This window comes from Halobacillus sp. A1 (assembly GCF_024189295.1).
Classification (GTDB): Bacteria; Bacillota; Bacilli; order Bacillales; family Halobacillaceae; genus Halobacillus_A.
Genome location: NZ_JAIZEN010000005.1, coordinates 34,168 through 56,197, shown reverse-complemented (window position 1 = coordinate 56,197; position 22,030 = coordinate 34,168). Strand labels below are relative to the sequence as shown.

Sequence of the window (22,030 nt, the reverse complement as noted above, 5' to 3'; positions counted from 1 at the left end):
TTATTTATATGTAATAATAGTACTTAATAAATGAAAGCCCTTACTTTTTTTATTAGAAAAGGAGCGATAGTAATGGTCGTGAGCTCTGCATATCGATTAGTAAAAAAGCAATCCACAGAAATGGAATACCCTAGACCACAGTTTAAAAGAGGTTATTGGTACGACTTAAATGGAGAATGGGAATTCACGTTTGATGATCGTGATATTGGCGAACAAAATGGTTGGCCTAACTCTCCGGAAAAACTTTCTCAAAACATTCAAGTTCCATATGCTTACCAAAGTAAAATGTCCGGCATCCATTTAAATGAGAATCATGAAATTGTATGGTACAAAAGAAATTTTTATTGGGATAAACCTATGGAGAAGGACTTACTCCTTCATTTTGAAGCAGTTGATTATTACACCAAAGTTTGGGTCAATGGTCAATTTATTGGTGAGCATACAGGAGGACACACACCGTTTAGCTTCTCAATCGGGTCAGCTGTTCAACACGGGGATAATTCGATTGTAATAAGAGTGGAAGATCGAAATAGTGTAGAGCAGCCTATAGGAAAACAATCCTGGAAATCTTCTAACTTTTTATGCTGGTATACACGGACCACAGGAATTTGGCAGCCGGTGTGGCTTGAAGAAGTTTCACCCCTTCATATTAAACATGTAAAAATGACACCAAACATCGAGCAGTCTACTCTTCAACTTGAAACATGGCTCCCCCATCATCAATCAGAAGCTTATGTGGAAGCTCATGTCTATTTTCAGGGAGAATGGATCAATACCGTAGGAGCCGCAGTGAAAAAAGATCAAACCCGTGTTGAGATGACCGTGGATGTTGAATCGGATCAAGCTGACTTTCGGGTATTTTACTGGAGTCCGGATTCACCACAGTTGTATGACATTTCTTTTGTCTTACGAGGTGAGGATGAAGTAATGGACGAGGTAGACAGCTACTTCGGTATGCGCAGTATTGAGGTTACTGATGACAAAATACTGCTAAACCGTGAGACTTTTTATCAAAAACTAATTCTCGATCAAGGATACTATAAAGACGCATTGATGACTGCTGACTACGAACAAATGAAAAATGACCTCACAAAAGTCAAAGACATGGGCTTTAACGGAGTGAGGCGGCATCAAACTATTGCCGATCGCAGATATATTTACCTGTGCGATCAACTGGGACTAGTCATGTGGGCAGAAATGCCGAGCATCTTCCGATTTACTGATCAATCAATGAATGCCATGCTTCAAGAAAGCAGAGAAATGGTCCACAAGCATATTAATCATCCATCCGTTATTGTATATACATTAATGAATGAATCATGGGGAGTTAATGAAATCTACCATCGAAAAGATCAGCAGAGTTTTATAAACGCTCTCTATTATCAAACAAAAGCACTGGATTCCTCTCGTCTCATCGTTGGAAATGACGGATGGGAACACACGTTAACAGATATTCTTACAATTCATGATTACAATTCCAATGCAGAGCAACTTGCTAGAAGCTATGAAAACAAAGAAAAGTACGTAAATGGAAGCCCCTCTAAAACAAGCAGAAAACAAAATTATGCCCGAGGTTATCGATATGGTGGAGAACCCATTATAATGAGTGAGTTTGGGGGAATCGCTTTTGCTCCTGATTTAAATCAAAATGATTGGGGTTATGGATCTAGACCTCAAACGAAAGAGGATGCATTAATACGTTTCGAAAAGTTAATGAAAGCCATTATGGACACTGATTCTATTCAGGGCTTTTGTTACACTCAGTTATCTGACGTAGAGCAAGAGGTTAACGGCCTTTTAAATCATGACCATGAGGAAAAATTTGATACAAGTCAAATCTGTAAAGTTTTATCAGCTAAAAAATCTGATGGGTTTATTTTTGAATAACAAAAGGAGGAGAAAAAATGGAATCAGCTAAAAATCACTCACAAACTGATGTGGAATTGAAAGAGGACATTCGAAAAAAAGAAATCGCTTCCTATTTTGGATATGGTTTTGCACAATGTATCAGCTTCGGGTTAATAGGTTCATATATCTTATTTTTCTATACTGACATTCTAGGAATTTCTGCAGCTGCGGCAAGTATCATCTTTCTTATCGCAAGAACGTGGGATGCTGTAAATGATCCGCTTATGGCCTCGATGATGGATACGTTACATTCAAAACATGGAAAATTCAGACCCTATCTTAAATACATGCCCTTTCTTATCGTGATATCTACTATCCTTTGTTTTCTCCCTTTGGATGGGCTTAGTATGACGGCAAAAGTCATTTATGCCGGGGGAACTTATATTTTATGGGGAATGATTTATACGGCTTCTGATGTTCCCTTTTGGTCCCTATCGTCCGTTATGAGTCAGCAGGCCGAACAGAGAACAAAGTTAATTACTTTCGCAAACATGGGTGTTTTTACAGGAATCGCATTGTCACCAACTATTTTTACACCTCTTACCGAACTACTCGGTAGAGGTGACTTGGGACAAGGCTACTTGCTGGCTACCATTGTATTAATGGCAATTGCACTCCCTATTATGTTAAATGGCTTCAAAAATACGAAAGAACGAGTCAAACCTCCTAAAACAAAAGTGAAATTTTCAGATGGCGTACGTGCAATTAGAGCCAACAAGCCGATGTTTGCCATACTGGTTGTCTTCTTTTGTAATGTCTTTATGAACATCACGCAAGCCTTGAACATATACTTTTTTACGTATAATCTTGGAAGCGCTTCATTCATGACCATTTTTGGGATCATTAGTTTTGCCAGCTGTATCGGCTTTTTCATTATCCCTAAGCTGAACTTGAAGTATAAGAAAAAACATATGCTGATGGTGATTGTAGCTGCAGATGTAGTCATTAGGATCATTTGGTTTAGTCTTGGTTACTCTAGTGTTGTAGTTTCATTCATTTTCATAGGAATCACAATGCTATTGTACACAACTACAGGACCTTTAATTTCTGGAATGCTCGCAGAAACAATAGAATATACAGAATGGAAAACCGGAAAACGTAATGAAGCTGTTATCTTCTCAGGACAAACGTTTACAGGGAAGTTGTCTGTGGCTGTTTCTGGAGGGGCTACGGGGCTGATCTTAACCGCGATTAATTATCAATCAAATCAGGCCCAAAGTGAGTTTACGCTGAACATGCTTTTCTTTGTCATAGCCCTGCTCCCTGCGCTCGGATCGATCATTCGCTTCATTATCATGTATTTCTATTCCTATACGGAGAAAGAGTACAAGGAAACTGTTGAGAAGATACACCTTAGAAAACAAAAGGAGGAAACGGCTCCTCAAAGTTAATTCTAATCATGCTGATTGGAACGAACGGATACAGTACTATGAAAACACAATAGGTTAATGAGGAGTGCAAAACCAAATCAGGTTTGCACTCCTTTTTGAAAGTTATTTTAAAGTTCGTTGTCATTAATAGTTATTAAACAATATGGCAGGATAGTGTAAGACTTGATTTCGAGATAGTCTGGGTTCGTTGCCGTATTTAGAGTCAGGGGTGTTTTGGAAGCTACTCGCTTTCCTGTGGGGGAAGTGGCGAGCTTCCTCGGGCTTTTCAGCCCTGTGGGATCTCGCCTACATCCTTCTCCCACGGGAGTCTCGCAGCTTCCCAACACCCCATTCGATAAAAGTGAGAAACGAACCCTACCGTTAAAATTTCATATCCCTGCCCAATGAATATATTGTACTCTGCCTCAAGTTTATTAATAAGAGACCTATGTTAGACCAATCAGTGTGCTGCCATCAAAGTTCGCTTTTCTTGAAGGTGCAATGCCGTAAACAATTGGAAGATGCTTGGTACTCATCTCTCACGTTTTCATTTATTAATTAAGGAAAGAAATCACTTCCGTTTGGGTATGGCACACTCCATGGGCGGAGGTGATGTTTCACACTATCACTAGCTATGTCTAAGTGAAAAAATTCATAATTAATTTTTCAGTGTTCTTAGGTACAGAAGTACTGTCATAAGAGCTTCCGTTCTACTAATGATCGCTAAGAGCTCCGGGAAATCGCGAGACTCCTGTGGGAAGAGAGTGCTTGGTGAGACCCCGGAGAGCGAAGCTCGAGGAGGCTCACTGCGCTCCCACGGAAAGGGAGGGATTTCCCGGAGCTCTTACCTCTGTTAAACATAACGGAAACCGTCTAAACATCTCGAAACTGAATCTTCCACTATAGGGAGCTAATGCAAATTATAAACATGTAGAAAAAGATCTCGTGCACACCTTACCCATATGAAAGTACATTAACAGTGCCTGCTCGTTTTTCCATTACATAATTTCAACAGTCATGCTTGCGTCCCTTATTTTTGCATTAATTTGTTATACTTAAATAAAAGACACACTCGTATACGGAGGCTTCCCTTGTGAAAAAATTACCATTAACTTTTGAAAATATGCTCCCAATCAATAAAGCACTATCTAATCCGACCCGTGTAAAAATATTGGATTTATTAAGCGAAAAGCCGCACAACGTCAACGAGTTATCTGAGAAATTGAATCTTCCTTTTTCCACTACCGCTTCCCACGTAAATAAATTAGAAAAAGTTGATCTCATTGTGACGGAACTAGTTCCTGGAAGAGGTACTCAGAAAGTAAGTGCCATTAACTACGATAGAATCATCATCGATTTATTCAATATGGAAGAGCAGACTAATGAACATGAACTTTCTATTGAAATGAATATTGGGGATTATCTTGACTGTCATGTTTATCCGAACTGTGGACTCGTTAGCGACCGGGAATACATTGGCATCCAGGACGACCCTCGTTCTTTCTATGAAACAGAACGAAAGAAGGCTCAACTTTTATTCTTTAGGGATGGCTATGTAGAATACAGATTTCCTAACCGAATTCCTTATGGGTACAAAGTAAAGGAAATTTCGTTTAGCGCAGAGGTTTGTTCCGAAGCTCCCAACTATAAGCTTGACTGGCCATCTGATATAACAACTTGGGTCAATCATACAGAAACTTCCACATGGACTTCTCCAGGTGACTTCGGAGGGGAGCGAGGGTCCCTTACTCCAGATTGGTGGCGAACAAACCTGACCCAGTTTGGTTTACTGAAACAATGGAAAATCAATGAAGATGGTTGTTTTATTGACAATGAAAAAGCTTCTGACGTAACCATAGGAGACCTTAATTTAAGCGAGCATCCCTACGTTGCATTTAAATTAGGCATTAAAGAAGATGCCCAAAATAAGGGCGGCATGAATTTATTCGGTTCAAAATTCGGTAATTACGAGCAAGGAATCATAATGAATATTAAGTACGAAGCTAAGAACTGAATCAATTTTAATTTTGTAGTACACACATACGGAATAGAAAGAAGCAATCCAATGTAACAGCTCGAAAACACTCATTGAAGCGAAGGAAGTCTCAGTAGCCGCTAAGCGCTGGGGCTGGATAATCCCCCCTGTGGTTTATGTGATAGTTATTATTCATAAGTATTAGGGGGGGGTAAGCTGTGGGAAGAGAGTGCTTGGTGAGATCCCGTATGATGGGACGTCCGAGGAAGCTCAGCGCGCTCCCACGGAAAGCGAGTCATTCCATGCCGCCCTGATCCACCTACCCAATATCTCGAAACCGAGCCTTCCGCCCTCCTGCCATATTGTTGAATAACTCACTTATCAATATCTATCAACAACCACCTTTAACAAAGCCTATAAAAAAGGCGTGAAAAAGGTTGGACTCCCTATAAACTAGAGTTCTCTTCACCTGATTGGCTGGCTTTAGTTCGGTATTGCACTGAACTGAAACCAGCCAATTTTAATATCAAACTTTGTTTCAATTCCCCTTAAGATAATAATTTCTCACCATAATACACCTTATTTCTTAAGTCCATAAAAGTTCACTGTAGAGGCACTTTCTTTATAAGGTGTTTTTCCTAGACATACTATTTTTGGAGTACTGCTCAAATTTCCAAATTTCTCAGCCTATAGTTAACATGATAGGAAACCTTTAAGATGTTCCTTCACAATTATTAGCCACTGTATTTCTCTCAAAAAAAGACCCCAAAAGTTAGTTTGACTCTAACTTTTGGGGTGCCACTCCTATCCATTTGGATAAAAGACTTTAATAATTATCTGCGACGATTTCTATTTCTTAAAAACGTCGGAATATCTAGTGTGTCTTCTTCATTACCAGCATTAGGTTTTGGTTGTGAATGAGGTGCTTTATGCTCTCTAGTGGACTGCGGCTGTTCTTCGCGTGTCCTCTCCACGTGGTTAGGCTTCATTTGATTGACAGGATTTTGACGAGGCTTCTGTTTGCCTTGAGCAATTTGAGCTTCATCAAACCCTGTAGCAATAACGGTTACGACAATTTCATCTTTTAGGTTCTCATTGATTACTGAACCAAAGATTACGTTTACTTCCTGATCAGCAGCTGATGTTACAATATCGGCAGCCTCTTGAACTTCATAAAGGCTCAAATTCGATCCGCCACTGATGTTCATTAGTACCCCGTGCGCTCCATCAATAGATGTTTCCAGCAATGGAGATGAAATAGCTTTTTTAGCTGCTTCAGCTGCACGGCTTTCACCTGTAGCGATTCCGATCCCCATCAATGCAGAACCTTTATCGACCATGATCGTCTTCACGTCAGCAAAGTCGACGTTAATCAGACCAGGTACAGCAATTAAATCAGAGATTCCCTGTACACCCTGTCGCAATACGTTATCCGCTTCACGGAAAGCTTCAAGCATCGGTGTATTCTTATCAACAATTTCAAGCAGTCGGTCATTAGGAATGACAATTAAAGTATCTACACTGCCTTTTAAACTGTCTGTTCCAGTAGCTGCTTGCGTTGCACGCTTTCTGCCCTCAAACGTGAATGGTCGTGTCACAACACCTACAGTAAGCGCGCCTAGTTCTTTTGCGACGTTAGCGATGACAGGTGCAGCTCCAGTACCTGTTCCTCCGCCCATTCCTGCAGTAACGAAAACCATATCCGCACCTTGTAATGCTTCTTCGATCTGCTCTTTGCTTTCTTCCGCAGCTTTGCGACCTACTTCCGGATTGGCACCAGCGCCTAAACCGCGAGTAAGCTTCCCTCCGATTTGCATCTTCACTTCAGCTTTCGATAGATTCAATGCCTGGGCATCAGTATTCACTGCGATGAATTCTACCCCTTGTACTCCGTGCTCGATCATACGGTTGACGGCATTACTTCCTCCCCCGCCAACACCTATTACTTTAATCGTTGCTAATTGATCCATGCTCGTATCAAAATCTAACATCATCCGTTCCTCCTATTTCTACAAGATTACAAGATTACAATTTCATGATTGAACTATCAATCAAAAAAGTACTTTAATAAGTTAGAAAAACCTGATTCTTTCTTCTCTTTTGATTTACTGGATTGTTCGTTTGACTGCTTGGAGACTCGCTTTTGTTTTGGCTGAGTCGACTGTTCGTATTGAGTTGTAATAGACGGAAATAATTCTTTTCCTTGTATTTTCGCATTACGGTAGGCAAATTGCAATATTCCTACTCCACTAGTATATTGCGGCTCTCGAACACCCAAGTAATCCGGAATAGCTAGTCTGACATTTGAATGGAATACATCTTGAGCTAACTCAAGTACTCCAGGCATGTTCATCGCTCCTCCTGTCAAAACGAAGCCGCCTGGCAAATCTTTTACTCCCATTCGTTGTAATTCTTTTGCAGCAAACACAAAGACCTCTTCCAGTCTTGCTTCAATCATATCAGAGATTTGCAACTGATTGAATGATTGTTGCCGATTACTTCCTATAATAGTAACAGAAAATGTTTCTTCTTCGCTTGCGTCATCGAAAAACGCATGACCATATTCTACTTTTATATTTTCTGCTTCTTCAGTTGAAGTTCTCATACCGATCGAAAGGTCTTTAGTGATATTGTCGCCACCATAAGGTAACATGCTTGTACCTTTCAAATATCCTTCTTCAAAAATGGAAACAGTTGTAGAACCTCCCCCTACATCTACAAGGGCTACACCTAAGTTGGTTTCATCATTAGAGAGAGAAACTGTTCCCGCAGCTAAAGGCTGGAGGCAAACATCCAGCACTTCCAACCCAGCTCGCTCAACACATTTAAGTGTGTTATGTAAAACAGTTCTGGCACATGTAATGATCATACCTTCCATCTCTAGACGAACCCCAATCATACCACGAGGATCAGTGATTTCATCCTGACCGTCTACGATGAATTGTTCTGGAATGACATCTACAATCTCGCGTTCTGGCGGCACAGACACTACTTGCGCTGCATCAATCACTCTTGAAATATCTTCATTTCCGATTTCCCGCGTTTCACTAGAAACCGCCACTACTCCATGGCAAGGCTGGAGTTGAATATGATTTCCGTTTACTCCGACTACGACACGTTCGATTTTCATATCTACCATACGTTCTGCCTGTTCAACCGCAGATTTTATCGAGTGGACGGTTTGGTCAATATCAACTATGGCACCTTTTTTCATGCCATTAGACTTAGCTGACCCAACACCTATTATATTTAATGAGTCATTTATTATTTCACCGATAATTACTTTGATTCTGCTCGTACCTATATCCAAACTTACTAAAATTTCGTTCTGATTCACCTGTGACGCACCTCCTGTAACAAACCATATAAGTACTAAAATCATATCGTTTTTACTATTAAAAAACAATCTTTGCAATAAAAACGTAAATGAAATGACAAACTTAGTTAATTAGTCACGTGATAAATTTCCTACTAACTAGTTTTTCAACATGACATGGTTATTTCCTTTGTTTTTTTAATATTTGTGAGTTTCCACATTTTGCTTAAGGAGTCCCTATTTTGAATTGTTCATCTTTAGGAATACCTCAGCTTCTTACCAAGAATCATTACATTCACATTCTAACCTTCATTCTCATCTTCTACAACTCCACCTTCATCCTCTATGATGCTTTCACTCTCTTCAGTTTCTTCCCCTATCGGATCCGATTCATCTTCACCATCTTCGCTTTCATCTTCTGATTTCGGGTAAGCCTCAAAATAGGCTCCCACATCAATATGAATAATTCCTCTTTCTCCCTCTTCAATTTGGGAAGTTATAGAAGGATAAGCTGTGATTTTCTCAGAAAAAGTGCGGATCGAAGCTTGAACCTCGTATCCATCATTCATGTATAAGGTAATGAGATATGGATTATCTTCGTCAGGGGTATAGTGAATTTCGGAAATAAGGCGTGAAATACTGTCAGGTACTTCCTTCAGCTGCTTAGACATTTCTTCCAAGTAGCTTGAATCACTGAATTCTTTTAAAATAGGAGCATCACCGCCAGGAAGCTGTGTCGTGGCGTCGATTAGGGCACCATTTTCTAATATAGGTTGAAATTGACCTTCTGTCTGTATGTACCCGATACGTTCAGCTTCCTCAATTTCTACCACAATGGTACTTGGCAGTGATCTTTTCACATCTACACTCATCACCTGCGGATGAGTGGACACCCTATCTTCAACAGCTCCAGCCTCCACCTGCCAAATATTCGTATTCGACTCGATTTCCGACAATTCTTCAATTTCTGCAGAGCTGACAAATGTGCCGCCTTCCACCTTTACTTCATTAACATGACTTAAAGGGGACTGTAAATATACTACGACTGCAATTAACAAAAAAAGGATAGACAAATATTGTATCAACCTTCTATTTGCTTTTTTCTTTCGTATTTGTTTTAACTTTGGTATTCGATCCTCTATGGAAACAACTTTCTTTTCTTGCATAGTCATCAATTCTCCTTGTTGCCATTTCCATTTCATCTACTTTAAATTATTAAGTTACGCAAACAAATATAGGATTTTACATATCTCCTATTATATCATAGATATTGCGCCATTTATGTACAAGAATTCAATTGTTTATCAAGTTATTACTTATAAAATCAAAAGAGTTCAAAAGGTCTAAGCCATATTATAAAGAACCCTGTAAATTATACCACGTTATTGTTTATATAAAACATATAAATCTAACCCAAACACCTTTACTTTTTATAGTCACAAAAAAACCGCACACTCGGTTTGTACGGTTGAATAACTTATTCATTTGAATATCTGCTCACACTCAGCAACAAGCCTAAAGCCCCTAAAGTCAAAGTCAGGGAGGACCCCCCATAACTTATAAGGGGAAGCGTGATTCCAGTTACAGGAATAAGCCCCGTCACTACACTCACATTGATCATTACCTGGATGGATATCATTCCTACAATTCCTAGCGCAAGTAAACTTCCAAACAAATCGGTGGCATGCAGACTTGTTCGTACACCCCGCCATAATATGACAAAAAAGAGGATTAACACAATAGTACCGCCTATGAATCCGAGCTCTTCAGCTAGCACAGAATAAATGAAGTCAGTCTGTGGCTCAGGCAAGTAGAAGAACTTTTGCATACTTTTGCCTAATCCTAAACCTAGCAATCCTCCCGGGCCAATAGCATAGAGTGATTGGATGATCTGAAACCCGCTTCCAAGTGGATCTTCCCATGGATGGAGAAAAGCAGTAATTCTTTGTATTCTGTAAGGAGCTGATGCAATGAGGCCCGCCATACCCGCAATTCCCCCTGCAACGATCAGCATGAAATGAGCAACTCTCGCTCCTGCAACAAACATCATTAATAGACAAGTACTGACCATGACGACCCCTGTACCCAAATCGGGTTGTAGCATAATCAACGCGAATGGAACAAGAATGATGGCAAGTCCTGGAAGGAAACCTTCTTGAAATGATGCCATTCTCTTCTGCCTCTGCGAAAAAAATTTAGCTAAGAAAATGATTAATCCCAACTTCATGAACTCAGAGGGCTGAATACTAAACATACCGATACCTATCCAGCTTTGCGCTCCTCCTCGTACCATGCCGACACCGGGTATTAACACGAGAAGGAGAAAAACTAAACAAATGAGGACAATCACTTTTGCGTATTTGAACCATACATAATAAGGAATGTTCGAGAGTGTAAACATAGCGATCAAACCTAAAGCAGCAAAAAGTATTTGTCGTTTTGCAAAAAACCAGGGATCATCGAATTTATACTCTGACCATATACTTGATGAACTGTACACCATTACGATTCCAATGAGTAGTAAGCTGAGAATCGCTGAAGTCAACCATATATCAGGTTTTTGTTCATTAGCCCGCATAAAAAAGCCCTACCTTCCATTAATATTGGAAACCAGGGCTTTGAATGCTTGTACATATGCCCCTACTACAGCTTATGCACAGCCTCTTTAAACATATGACCTCTTTCTTCAAACGTGCGATACTGGTCCCAGCTTGCACATGCAGGAGACAGCAAGATAACATCCTCACTCGTAGATATTTGATAAGCGTCTTCGACAGCTTCCTTCATGTTATTCACAGTTGAAATGTGCTGGACCCCTGCCTGCGTGCCGGCTAAACTAATTTTCTCAGCTGTTTCACCGAATAGAACCATAGCTTTAACATTCCCGAGCTTTTCAACCAACTCATCAAACTGATTGCCACGATCAAGCCCTCCTGCAAGAAGGATGATCGGCTGGTCAAAAGCTTTTAAAGCATAGGAAGTCGCTAGAATATTAGTAGCCTTTGAATCATTATAAAAGTAGACACCATTTTTTTTCGTTACAAATTCTAAACGATGCTCCACCCCGCCAAACGAAGTTAAGACTTTAACAATCGCTTCGTTTTTTATTCCACTCACTTTCACAGCGGCGACGGCAGCTAATATATTCGCAAGGTTATGCTCACCCACTAATACAATGTCACTTCTTTTTACGACGGGTTCGTCCTTAAAATAAACCCACTCCTCATCACTCCAGGCTCCCTCGACTTTTCCTTGAAGTGAAAAAGGCACCAACTGAGAAGCAAACGAAGGAAGGAAGTTCAAGATTGCACTATCGTCAGCATTGTAAACTAGATAATCACTCTCACTTTGGTTTGCAGCGATTTTAGCTTTAGCTTTATGATAATTTGCAGCTGTGTGATGATAGTCAAGATGCGCATCAAATAAATTGAGCCATACCGCTACATTAGGGCTGAACGTTTCAGTCCCTAACAGTTGGAAAGATGAGAGCTCTACAACCATTGTCTCTTCATCTGCGGTACTTCGAGCCACCTCACAAGCGACTTCCCCGATATTCCCTGCAATTGAAGCAGGTTGTTCGTCCTCTTTCAAAAACTCATGGATTAAAGTTGTTGTGGTCGTTTTTCCATTGGACCCTGTCACTCCAATTAAATTGCCTTCATGAAGAAATCCGGCTAACTCGATTTCCGTCACGATAGGGATCTGTCGTTTTTCCGCTTCAGCCACCATCGGGTTTTCATAAGGAATCCCTGGATTTTTCACAATCAGATCAATGTCATTGAGCAGTTCTAAAGGATGACTCCCCGTCACTACGCGAGCGCCTCGCTCTTTGAACTTCGTAATGTCTATACTATTTTCATCTGCTTTTAAATCATTTATGGTAACTTTAATACCACTATCTAATAAAAGTTCAGCAGCTGCTTTCCCACTTTTAGCCAGGCCTAGTACAAGGACATTTCTATATCGGAAAGTCTTGGGGTCTAAACATTTCATCCGAACATCACCTCTATATAAATTCCGAGAACCGCAAATAGGAAGCCGACCGTCCAAAAGGTTGTGACAACTCTCCATTCAGTCCATCCCTTCAATTCATAGTGATGGTGAAGCGGACTCATTTTGAAAATGCGTTTTCCTGTCGTCTTAAAAGAAGCAACTTGAAGGATGACAGACAGAGTTTCGATGACGAAAACCCCTCCAATAATAACAAGCAGTAATTCCAACTTTGTCAGAATGGCTACCATTGCTATAGCTCCGCCCAATGCCAATGAACCAGTATCACCCATGAATACTTTGGCCGGATGTGCGTTGAAAACAAGAAAGCCTAATAATGAACCAACAACAGCTAAAGAGAAAACGGCTACTTCTACATTGCCTTCCTCCATCCAAGCTAATATTCCAAAGGCTCCAAAAGCAATCGCAGCTGTACCTGCTAATAAACCATCCAAACCGTCCGTCAGGTTTACAGCATTTGAACCGCCCACCAGCATCACAAGGATTAGGAGGGCATAGCCGAATCCAAGTTCAAGTTCCATCGAGGTTCCTGGAATCTCTATGTATGTAGAAAAACCATTTTGCTCCAGAATGAAATAGACGATAACTGCAATAATGATTTGTCCGAGCATCTTCTGTTTAGAATTTAAACCCATGTTTCTTTTCAGTGCTACCTTAATGTAATCATCTAAAAAACCTAAAAGTCCATATCCAACTAGTACGAATAAAACAATGAACAGGTGGACTTGACTGGGGTTCGGGATAAACCATATAGATGAAATAATCGTAGTCAATGTGATAGCGATCAGGATCATGACACCGCCCATGGTTGGTGTCCCTGATTTCTTCTGGTGTGATTTCGGTCCTTCCTCACGAATACTTTGGCCAAATTTCAACCTTCTAAGAAAAGGGATCGTAATAGGCGAAATTACGACTGTTAGAATGAAAGATAGCGCCATAGTCAGCAGCAAGATATAGTCGTTCAATGAAATTCCTCCTTATGTGCAATCATGATTGTCATCGCCTGTTTATTTCTCTGTAAGATCGTTTAATAATTGTTCAAGCTTCATCCCTCTGGAGGCTTTGATTAAGACGACCGTATTGTCAGTTAATCTCTTTTTTAGGTGATCACTCAATGATTCTTTATCTTTAAAATGAATACTTTCTATATTTGGATGTTTAACCTTTACAGACTCCACTATTCTACTTGCATGCTCCCCGATCGTATACACAGAGCTGATTTGATCTGTAATTACAGTGGCCACATCTTCATGAAGCTCACCTGCAAATTCGCCCAATTCAAACATATCACCTAAAACAAGTATTTTATGGGATCTCGATTGCAATTCTTCGATTATTCCAATGGTTGCTTTCATTGAAGTAGGCGAAGCATTATAGGCATCGTTGATAAGAAGAGATCCATTGATACCATCTACTTTTTCAAACCTCATCCCTGAGAGCTCTATGTTATCAAACCCACTCTGTATTTCATCTGGAGTCAAACCTAGTGTTTGGGCTAAAGAGATGGCATAAGCAGCATTTTTAACATTATGCCTGCCTGCAATAGGTAACGTGTAATTGTGAGCAAGCACTTCGAAATGACTTCGGTCCTCTAGAAGTTCCTGGACTTTAATGACGACAGAAGATTGACTTAGAAAGCCGCATGATACAGATCGATCTGTCCCAATATAAGACTTTAGCAGATCTTCATCCCCGTCAAATATGAACGTACCATCATGCCATCCGTTAAGAATTTCCAGCTTTGCTTTAGCAATCCCCTCACGCGACCCTAAATATTCAATATGAGACTCCCCAATATTCGTGATAATTACATGAGAAGGCTCTGCTAGTTTAGATAATAAAGAAATTTCTCCTGCTTGACTCATCCCCATTTCAAGGACAGCCACCTCTGTATTACTCGGCATAGATAATATCGTTAAAGGTAAACCGATATGATTGTTATAATTCCCAGCGGTTTTATGAGTACGAAATTTCACTTGAAGCACAGAAGCAACGAGATCTTTAGTTGTCGTCTTTCCATTAGAACCTGTGATACCGATAACGGTGGGATTTACTTTTTTCAAGTAAAACGAGGATGTCTCCTGAAGTGCCTGGAGAGTATCCTCGACGAAAAAAACAGGAAACTCAGTAGGAATTTCCCTGGGTAATTCGTGATCTTTCTGCCACAATGCAGCAACAGCACCTTTTTTAATTGCTTCGTTAATAAACTTATGTGCATTGTGATTTTCACCGACTATCGGTACAAATAAGCTTTGCTTATTTTCCAAACGAGTATCCGTCATGGCACCGCGGATTAAGATTTGGTCATCAGCGGCACCTCTATAGGATGGAAAAATTGATGTTAATTCATTTATTGTAAACATTACGTGCGACTCCCCTTAACCTTCGATAAGATATTTCTCGCTACCTCACAATCATCAAACTCATAACGCACGCCATTAATTTCCTGATAAGTTTCATGTCCTTTGCCTGCAATGAGAACCATATCTCCTTCTTCAGAATTGGAAATCGCAAGGTCGATCGCTGATTTGCGGTCTTCTTCTATTACGAAGTTGCCATTCAAGTGGGCAGTCATATCATTTAAAATTACAGTCGGGTCCTCTGTTCTTGGGTTATCAGATGTAAAAATTGATTGGTCAGCGTATTTCATAGCTACATCGGCCATCAGTGGTCGTTTCTTGCGATCTCTATCGCCTCCGCATCCAACCACTACCCGGATTTCACCTTTACAAAATTCGCTCATAGTTTTCAGCACATTCTCTAGTGAGTCAGGTGTGTGCGCGTAATCGACGACCACTCCAAATGGCTGCCCTTCTAATACAGGTTCAAATCTTCCACGCACCCCTTTCGTATGTTCGAAAGATTTTTGGATAACGGACAGATCTATTCCTGAAACTAGAGCAGCGCCTGCGGAAGCCATCATATTATATACACTGAACAATCCCATTAAAGGACTTTCGATGGTAACCTCACCTTTAGGGGTGCTCAATACAAAGGAACTCCCTTTCTCGTGAAGTCTGATCTCTCTTGCCATGATATCAGCCGGCTTATTTATACCATAAGTCAAAACGGGTTGGGAGGTGGCACGGATGAGTTTCCCAGCTACCGGTGAATCACCATTGATGATAGCAAACTTCTCCCGTTTCAAATTATACCCATTTCCTAGTTGGGCAAACAATAGGGACTTAGCACGAAGATAGTCGCCCATGCTTTCATGATAATCCAAATGATCCTGGGTCAAATTGGTGAAAACGGCCACATCAAAATCACAGCCATAAACACGGCCTTGATCCAATGCATGGGATGACACTTCCATTATGGCTGTATCCACTCCATATTCCACCATTTGCTGAAAACTTTGCTGAAGCGAAAGAGCATCAGGTGTTGTGTTTTTCACAGGATATGACCTTCCTGCGATATTCATTTGAATCGTTCCTATTGTTGCGGTTATGTGCTGTTCAAGAGTGAAAATTTCATCAAGTAAATAAGTAATTGTCGTTTTACCATTTGTACCTGTCACGCCTATGGTATGGATTTTCTCGGTTGGATAATTGTAAAAAGTCGAAGAAATCATAGCTAATGCTTTCGTCGTATCATTAACAGTTATTACAGGAAAATCAATGGCCAATTCTTTCTCAGCAATAATCAATGCTGCCCCTTGATCGATGGCTGAATTTACGAAGTCGTGTCCATCAGATTCACTGCCTATGATACATACAAAAGCTTCACCCAGACCCACAGATCTAGAATCCATGGACACACCGGTGATTTCTATATCATCCACATGTTGATTTGTTTTGTAAAAAGGAATTAGTTCTAATAGTTTATTTAATTTCATACATACCATCCTAACTGTCGACATTCTTTACTATTATAGCAAAAATCAAGCCCACTGTATGGTTTTGACATAAATTTAGAAAACTCAATCATCATTTAAATAAATACGGATGGTTGATCCACTAGGCACTTTCACTCCTGCTTTAGGAGCTTGAGCGACAACAGATTCTCCTTTTCCACTTACTTCTACTTTTAATGTCGTCATTAGCTTATTGATATCTTTTTTCTCCATCCCTGTGACGTCCGGCACTTCTACAAGTGGTTCTTCAGGCCAGGAATATTCTTTATCTAATCCGTCTTTACGAGGTTTTACACCGAGTGAACGGAGACTATCTTCCATGATTGAACCAACAATGGGAGCTGCTACTACCCCGCCAAATTGCACAGTCCCTTTTGGATTGTCAATCGCTAAGTAAACGACCAATTCCGGGTCATCTGCAGGGGCAAACCCGATGAAAGATACAATATGATTATCCGTCATATACTTTCCGTCTTTGCCCACTTTCTGTGCTGTTCCTGTTTTTCCACCCACACGATACCCTTCCACGTAAGCGCCGCGACCTGTACCTTTCGCTACCACACTTTCCAAAGCCTTACTTACTTCCTTTGAAGTCTGTTCTGATATCACTCTCTTAATTAAATTCGGCTCTTTCTTTTCTAATACTTCACCGTCCACAGGGTCCAGCCATGCTTCCTGTACATAAGGTTCATAGTAATAACCCCCGTTCACAGCAGCAGCTACTGCCATAACTTGTTGAATCGGCGTGACTGAAACGCCCTGTCCAAATGCAGTTGTCGCTTGTTCTACTGGTCCAACTTGTTCAGGTCTGAATAAAATCCCGCTGCCTTCGCCTTCTAAGTCAATCCCTGTTTTTTCACCAAATCCAAAACGATCAATGTATTCAAATAATTTTTCTTTACCTAATCGTTCACCTAATTGGACGAAACCTGGGTTACAAGAGTTTTGCACGACTTCTAGAAAAGTTTGATCACCATGGCCGCCCCTTTTCCAACATCTGAGTGTTGCCCCTCCAACTTTAACTGAACCCGAGTCATGGAAATGTTCATCTTCCAAATTCACCAGCCCCTCCTCTAAAGCAGCGGCTAACGTAATAATTTTGAAAGTGGATCCTGGCTCGTACGTGCTCCAAACAGGCAAATTCCGATTATAAGTGGATGCATCCACTTCCTGATAATTTCCAGGATGGAAATTCGGCCTTGATGCCATCGCTTTTACCTGTCCCGTTTTCGGATCGACTGCAATAGCTACTGCTCCATCAGGTTTATATTTAGCTTCCGCCATATCCAATTCCCTTTCCACGATCGATTGAACGTTATAATCAATCGTAAGCTGAAGGTCTTTCCCATCAACAGGAGGGGTATAAGTATCTGCTATATCAGGCATCCTCTTCCCTTTTGCATCAGAAAAAAAAGACAGTGCCCCCTGCTCTCCTTTTAGTTGCTCGTCATACACCGATTCAAGTCCAAGGAGTCCCTGATTATCAATTCCGCTGAAACCAAGTACATGAGAAAGAAAAGAACCGTTCGGGTAATATCTCAATGAATCTTCTGCTACGTAAACCCCTGGCATATCGAGCATCTGAATAGCATTCGCTTGCTCGTCCGAAATCTTTCGTCCTTCAGGATGGATTTTTTCAATTGATACTTGCTTTGTAAGGTGTGAGAATGCTTTATCTACACTCATCTCCAAAATGTCAGAAAGCTGTTTTGCTGTTTTTTCGGGCTCTTTTATTTGTCTTGGGACGACCATAACAGTTGGTGCCGATTGATTTCCAACTAAAACTTCTCCATTCGTATCTAGAATTTTCCCTCGTTCCGGCTCAAATGTTATATCCCTCCCCCAGGATTGTTCAGCCTTGTCCACTAGGAAGTCACTTAACACGAATTGAACATAGCCTAGACGGCCAATGATTACAGTAAAGATAATTAACCCCACAAAAAAAACAGCGACTAACCGCTTTCTTACGATTACTTGCGATACCCTTCTCATATCCATAACTCCTTTAAAGTCGATAGAGTAAGCTTGTATCACTATATGCAATCGGAAAACGATTAGAACACTGTTGGTTTTGATCACTCTGGCTTAGTAAGTTCCACTACCAGGTAGCCGCCTTCTCTTAGCGCAGTACCTTCTTCCATGTTCTGGTTACTCACATAACCATCTCCCATGGTTTCTAGTTCAAGATTAAAATGTTCAGCCAGTTCCTGTACATCACGCAGAGACCAACCCTGGATATCAGGCATCACAGGTTCATCTGTAACCAGAATCATCCTCTGCTCTGTCATAACGTTTGTGCCTGCTTCGGGTAAAGTAGCCGTCACTTCACTCCCTGCTCCTACTACAGTTACGTTTTTGAAATCTTTCTTCAAGTCTTTTTCAGCCTTTTCTGTAGATTTTCCAACGTAATCTTTTACTTCTTTTTCTTTTACTTCAGGTTCTTTCTCCTGATCAGGATCAATATCCAAATAGTGAAGGCTGTTTTCCATTACCGATTTAACGATAAAAGAAGAAGGTTCTGATCCTGTTTCAGTCACATCAAGATTCGGCTGCTTTACCGCAACATACATGAGCAACTCCGGGTCTTCCACTGGAGCCATGCCGAGGAAAGAGAAAATGTGGTTGTCCTTTCCAGTAAGGTAACCTCCTCCTTCTTTCGGTATTTGTGCTGTTCCAGTTTTTCCCCCAAGAGAATAATCTTTTAGTTCAAAAGGTGAGCCCGTTCCATTTTCTCCTGAAACGACTCGTCCCAATAATTCACGCATTTTAATTGCCGTATCCTCTGAAATTGGTTCTCCAATAACTTCCGGCTCTTTCTCACTTATGACTTCCCCGTTTTCGCTGGAAGTGACTTTTGACAACGTGTAAGGTCTCATCATTTTACCATCATTTGCTATTGCAGTGGCCGCTGTCATAAGCTGCAATGGAGTATTTGTTGAACCTTGACCAAACGCAGTTGTCACTTTTTCAATGGGATAATCATAAAGGATCTTGCCTTGACCCTCTCCAGGAAGATCTATTCCTGACTTTTCATCGAGATTAAATTCTGAAAGGTACTCTCTGAATTTTTCAGGGCCAAGCAGTTCGTAACCAAGTTTGGAAGCCGCCACGTTAGATGACCTTTCGAACCCCTCATCATACGTGATTTCTCCCCATCCTTCCCGGTTGTGATCCCTTATGGTACTCCCAGAAACTTCATATGAACCGGATTCAAACGTATCCTTCCCATTATATACTCCATCTTCTATGGCCGAAGCCCATGTGAACATTTTCATAGTAGACCCAGGTTCAAAAGAATCAGCAATAATGTCGTTATACCAATTATCCACTTCGCCTAGATCGTTAGGGTTATAACTTGGCCTGTTCCCCAAAGCTACGACTTCTCCTGTCTTAGGATTCATAACCGCTGCCATGATCTTTTCCGGTTCATATTCCTCATCGACTGTTGCCATAGCATCTTCTAAAAATGTCTGTATCTTCTGGTCAATAGAAAGATGGACATTATCTCCATTATCAGGTTCCGTCAGTACTTCATTAGGGTTCAATAATTTAGAGCCATATTTATCTCTTTCATAAGAGATTTCACCCTTTTGCTCTTGCAAGTAATCTTCCATCTGTTTCTCAACACCGGTCACTCCCGTAATAAGCCCATCATCATTACGAGCGAAGCCGATAATGTGAGAAGCGAATGTACCGTTTGGATAGTAGCGTTTGGATTGTTCCTCGAAATCGATCCCTGGCAAATCAAGTTCCTCAATCTCTTCCATTTGATCTTTTGAAAGATTTGCTCCCTTACTGCCAAATTCGACCTGGAACCTTCCGTCTTCTTGAGCGTCGTTTATTTGAGTTTCGATTTCCGATGTCTCCATATCTAACAAAGGAGCCAGCGCAGACGCCGTTTCATCCGGACTCGTCACATGTGCTGGCTCCTCTTCAGATTGAGAAAATTCCGGGTCCACCACCGCATACACCTTGTATGTAGGGCGGTCATACGCTAAGAGCATTCCATTCTTGTCATAAATGTTCCCTCTATCCGCGTCTAAAGAATAGGAACTAGTTCTGGCTTTTTCCGCCCATTCATTCAAATTCACACCCTCAATTTCAGCAGTGGACTGAATATATAGGAACCGTCCAGTGATGATGAGGAAGAATGCCGAAAAAAGCAAAATCAGGATCGCGGCACCCTTATGTGTATTTGAGCTTTTCATAAGAAGTTCACCTAGTTTCTCTTAGTTTCCAGCATAGCCTGCTTGTTTGACTTCTGCGTTTTGCATTTCCAAGCCATTGTCTTTTGCAATCTGAAGAATACGGTCAGGGTTACTTAGTTCTTTAGCATCATAAGCCAGACTGTCGTTAACCGCCTCTTGTTGACTGATTTTCTGTTCAGCTTGTTGAATATCACGGTTTAGTGTATCAGTAGTCGAAGAAAAATGCACCATAAAAACTGAAGCCAACGCTATGACGCCTGTAGCTGCAGAATATAAAACTTTCTCCCCTGTACTTACCCATTGCTTTTTTTGAATTTTGACTTTGACTTGCTTTTGCTGCTGTTGGTGTTCGATTGGCTGCTGCATTTTTTTTACTCTCTCTGTACTCAAGTTTGCTTCCACCCTTCTTCAAATGTGAATGAATCTGACCATGGTTTAATTTTCTCTACCACTCTTAATTTTGCTGACCTTGAACGTCGGTTGTCTTCTAACTCTTCTTCTTCTGCAACAATCGGCTTGCGTGTAACCATTTTAAATGGTGGCTGTTTATCTTCAGGAATCATCGGGATGTTTTTCGGAAGAGGCGGATTCGTACTCCATTTCTTAAATGCCTGCTTACATAGTCGATCCTCTAATGAATGAAAGGTGATCACCGCTATTCTCCCATCTACAGCTACCGTTCTGGCCGCTTGGTGGAGAGTGTCTTGAAATGCTCCCAGCTCATCATTGACAGCAATTCTGATCGCTTGAAAGATCCTTTTTGCAGGGTGGCCACCTTTTCTTCTCGCTGGAGCGGGTATGGCATCCTTTATCAATTCAACGAGATGTCCCGTTGTTTCAATCGATTGTACCTCTCTGGCAGCCTCAATTTTCCTTGCGATTTGCTTTGAAAATTTCTCTTCCCCGTATTTGAAAAATATTCGGACAAGGTCTTCATACGCCCACTCATTTAAAACATTCCATGCTGATGTTTCATTCGACTGGTCCATCCTCATGTCCAGAGGAGCATCGTTATGGTAGCTGAACCCTCTCTCAGCTACATCGAGCTGAGGACTTGAAACACCTAAGTCGTAAAGAACCCCATCTACGTGCTCGATTTTAAGTTCGTTCAGTTTTTCTTCTAATTGGCGGAAATTAGCATGTACTAACGTAACTTTCTCTGCGTAGGGAGCTAACCTTTCTTTTGCTGCTTCTAACGCATGCTCATCTTGATCAAAAGCTATGAGCTTTCCTTTATCAAGTCTTGATGCAATCTCAATGGAATGCCCTCCGCCTCCTAAAGTGCAGTCTACATATACACCATCAGGCTTAATATGCATCTGCTTTATTGTTTCTGATTTTAATACACTATAATGTTCAAACATTTCTTCACCCGTTTCTCTACCT

15 protein-coding genes are annotated in these 22,030 nt (G+C 40.9%); 3 read left to right on the top strand and 12 right to left on the bottom strand.

The genetic code is table 11. The annotated features are described in order from the left end of the window. Positions 1 to 72 precede the first annotated feature (72 nt). From LF817_RS07095 to LF817_RS07085, 3 genes are all read left to right on the top strand, one after another. Positions 73 to 1,887 (top strand): glycoside hydrolase family 2 protein, encoded by a 1,815-nt coding sequence (locus LF817_RS07095; protein WP_253935095.1) that lies wholly within the window; start codon positions 73 to 75, stop codon positions 1,885 to 1,887. A gap of 17 nt (positions 1,888 to 1,904) precedes the next feature. Further along, positions 1,905 to 3,299 carry an MFS transporter gene (locus tag LF817_RS07090; protein ID WP_253935094.1) on the top strand — a complete coding sequence of 465 codons (1,395 nt, stop codon included), beginning with the start codon at positions 1,905 to 1,907 and terminating at the stop codon, positions 3,297 to 3,299. A 1,072-nt stretch (positions 3,300 to 4,371) separates the two neighbouring features. Then, positions 4,372 to 5,292, top strand: coding sequence for an ArsR/SmtB family transcription factor (locus LF817_RS07085; RefSeq protein ID WP_253935093.1), 921 nt, complete (start codon positions 4,372 to 4,374; stop codon positions 5,290 to 5,292). 794 nt (positions 5,293 to 6,086) lie between these two features. On the opposite strand, the gene ftsZ is transcribed toward LF817_RS07085, so the two are convergent. The 12 genes from ftsZ to rsmH form a co-directional block, all read right to left on the bottom strand. After that, a complete protein-coding gene (ftsZ, locus tag LF817_RS07080) occupies positions 6,087 to 7,244 on the bottom strand; it encodes a cell division protein FtsZ (protein WP_253935092.1) in 1,158 nt (385 codons plus the stop codon). A gap of 56 nt (positions 7,245 to 7,300) precedes the next feature. Next, positions 7,301 to 8,590 (bottom strand): cell division protein FtsA, encoded by a 1,290-nt coding sequence (ftsA, locus tag LF817_RS07075; protein WP_253935091.1) that lies wholly within the window; start codon positions 8,588 to 8,590, stop codon positions 7,301 to 7,303. Between the two features lie 281 nt (positions 8,591 to 8,871). Beyond that, positions 8,872 to 9,735 carry a cell division protein FtsQ/DivIB gene (locus LF817_RS07070; RefSeq protein WP_253935090.1) on the bottom strand — a complete coding sequence of 288 codons (864 nt, stop codon included), beginning with the start codon at positions 9,733 to 9,735 and terminating at the stop codon, positions 8,872 to 8,874. A 311-nt stretch (positions 9,736 to 10,046) separates the two neighbouring features. Next, positions 10,047 to 11,147 (bottom strand): stage V sporulation protein E, encoded by a 1,101-nt coding sequence (gene spoVE, locus LF817_RS07065; RefSeq protein ID WP_253935089.1) that lies wholly within the window; start codon positions 11,145 to 11,147, stop codon positions 10,047 to 10,049. Positions 11,148 to 11,212: 65 nt separating this feature from the next. Then, positions 11,213 to 12,562 (bottom strand): UDP-N-acetylmuramoyl-L-alanine--D-glutamate ligase, encoded by a 1,350-nt coding sequence (gene murD, locus LF817_RS07060; RefSeq protein WP_253935088.1) that lies wholly within the window; start codon positions 12,560 to 12,562, stop codon positions 11,213 to 11,215. Beyond that, positions 12,559 to 13,518, bottom strand: coding sequence for a phospho-N-acetylmuramoyl-pentapeptide-transferase (gene mraY / locus LF817_RS07055; protein ID WP_371925014.1), 960 nt, complete (start codon positions 13,516 to 13,518; stop codon positions 12,559 to 12,561). The genes murD and mraY overlap by 4 nt, the downstream gene beginning before the upstream one ends. Positions 13,519 to 13,587: 69 nt before the next feature. Then, positions 13,588 to 14,943 carry a UDP-N-acetylmuramoyl-tripeptide--D-alanyl-D-alanine ligase gene (locus tag LF817_RS07050; protein ID WP_253935086.1) on the bottom strand — a complete coding sequence of 452 codons (1,356 nt, stop codon included), beginning with the start codon at positions 14,941 to 14,943 and terminating at the stop codon, positions 13,588 to 13,590. Continuing rightward, positions 14,943 to 16,418 carry a UDP-N-acetylmuramoyl-L-alanyl-D-glutamate--2,6-diaminopimelate ligase gene (locus tag LF817_RS07045; RefSeq protein ID WP_253935085.1) on the bottom strand — a complete coding sequence of 492 codons (1,476 nt, stop codon included), beginning with the start codon at positions 16,416 to 16,418 and terminating at the stop codon, positions 14,943 to 14,945. The genes LF817_RS07050 and LF817_RS07045 overlap by 1 nt, the downstream gene beginning before the upstream one ends. 84 nt (positions 16,419 to 16,502) lie before the next feature. After that, on the bottom strand, positions 16,503 to 18,428 hold the full coding sequence (locus LF817_RS07040; RefSeq protein WP_253935084.1) for a stage V sporulation protein D: 1,926 nt from the start codon (positions 18,426 to 18,428) through the stop codon (positions 16,503 to 16,505). A gap of 83 nt (positions 18,429 to 18,511) precedes the next feature. Further along, entirely contained in the window at positions 18,512 to 20,644 is a 2,133-nt protein-coding gene (locus tag LF817_RS07035) for a penicillin-binding protein (protein WP_253935083.1), read from the bottom strand. A gap of 21 nt (positions 20,645 to 20,665) precedes the next feature. After that, the gene (ftsL, locus tag LF817_RS07030; protein WP_253935082.1) at positions 20,666 to 21,034 is read right to left on the bottom strand and encodes a cell division protein FtsL; all 369 of its coding nucleotides are present in this window, start codon (positions 21,032 to 21,034) and stop codon (positions 20,666 to 20,668) included. Further along, complete coding sequence (rsmH, locus tag LF817_RS07025; protein WP_253935284.1) at positions 21,031 to 22,008, bottom strand: 16S rRNA (cytosine(1402)-N(4))-methyltransferase RsmH; 978 nt, start codon at positions 22,006 to 22,008, stop codon at positions 21,031 to 21,033. The genes ftsL and rsmH overlap by 4 nt, the downstream gene beginning before the upstream one ends. Positions 22,009 to 22,030 lie beyond the last annotated feature (22 nt).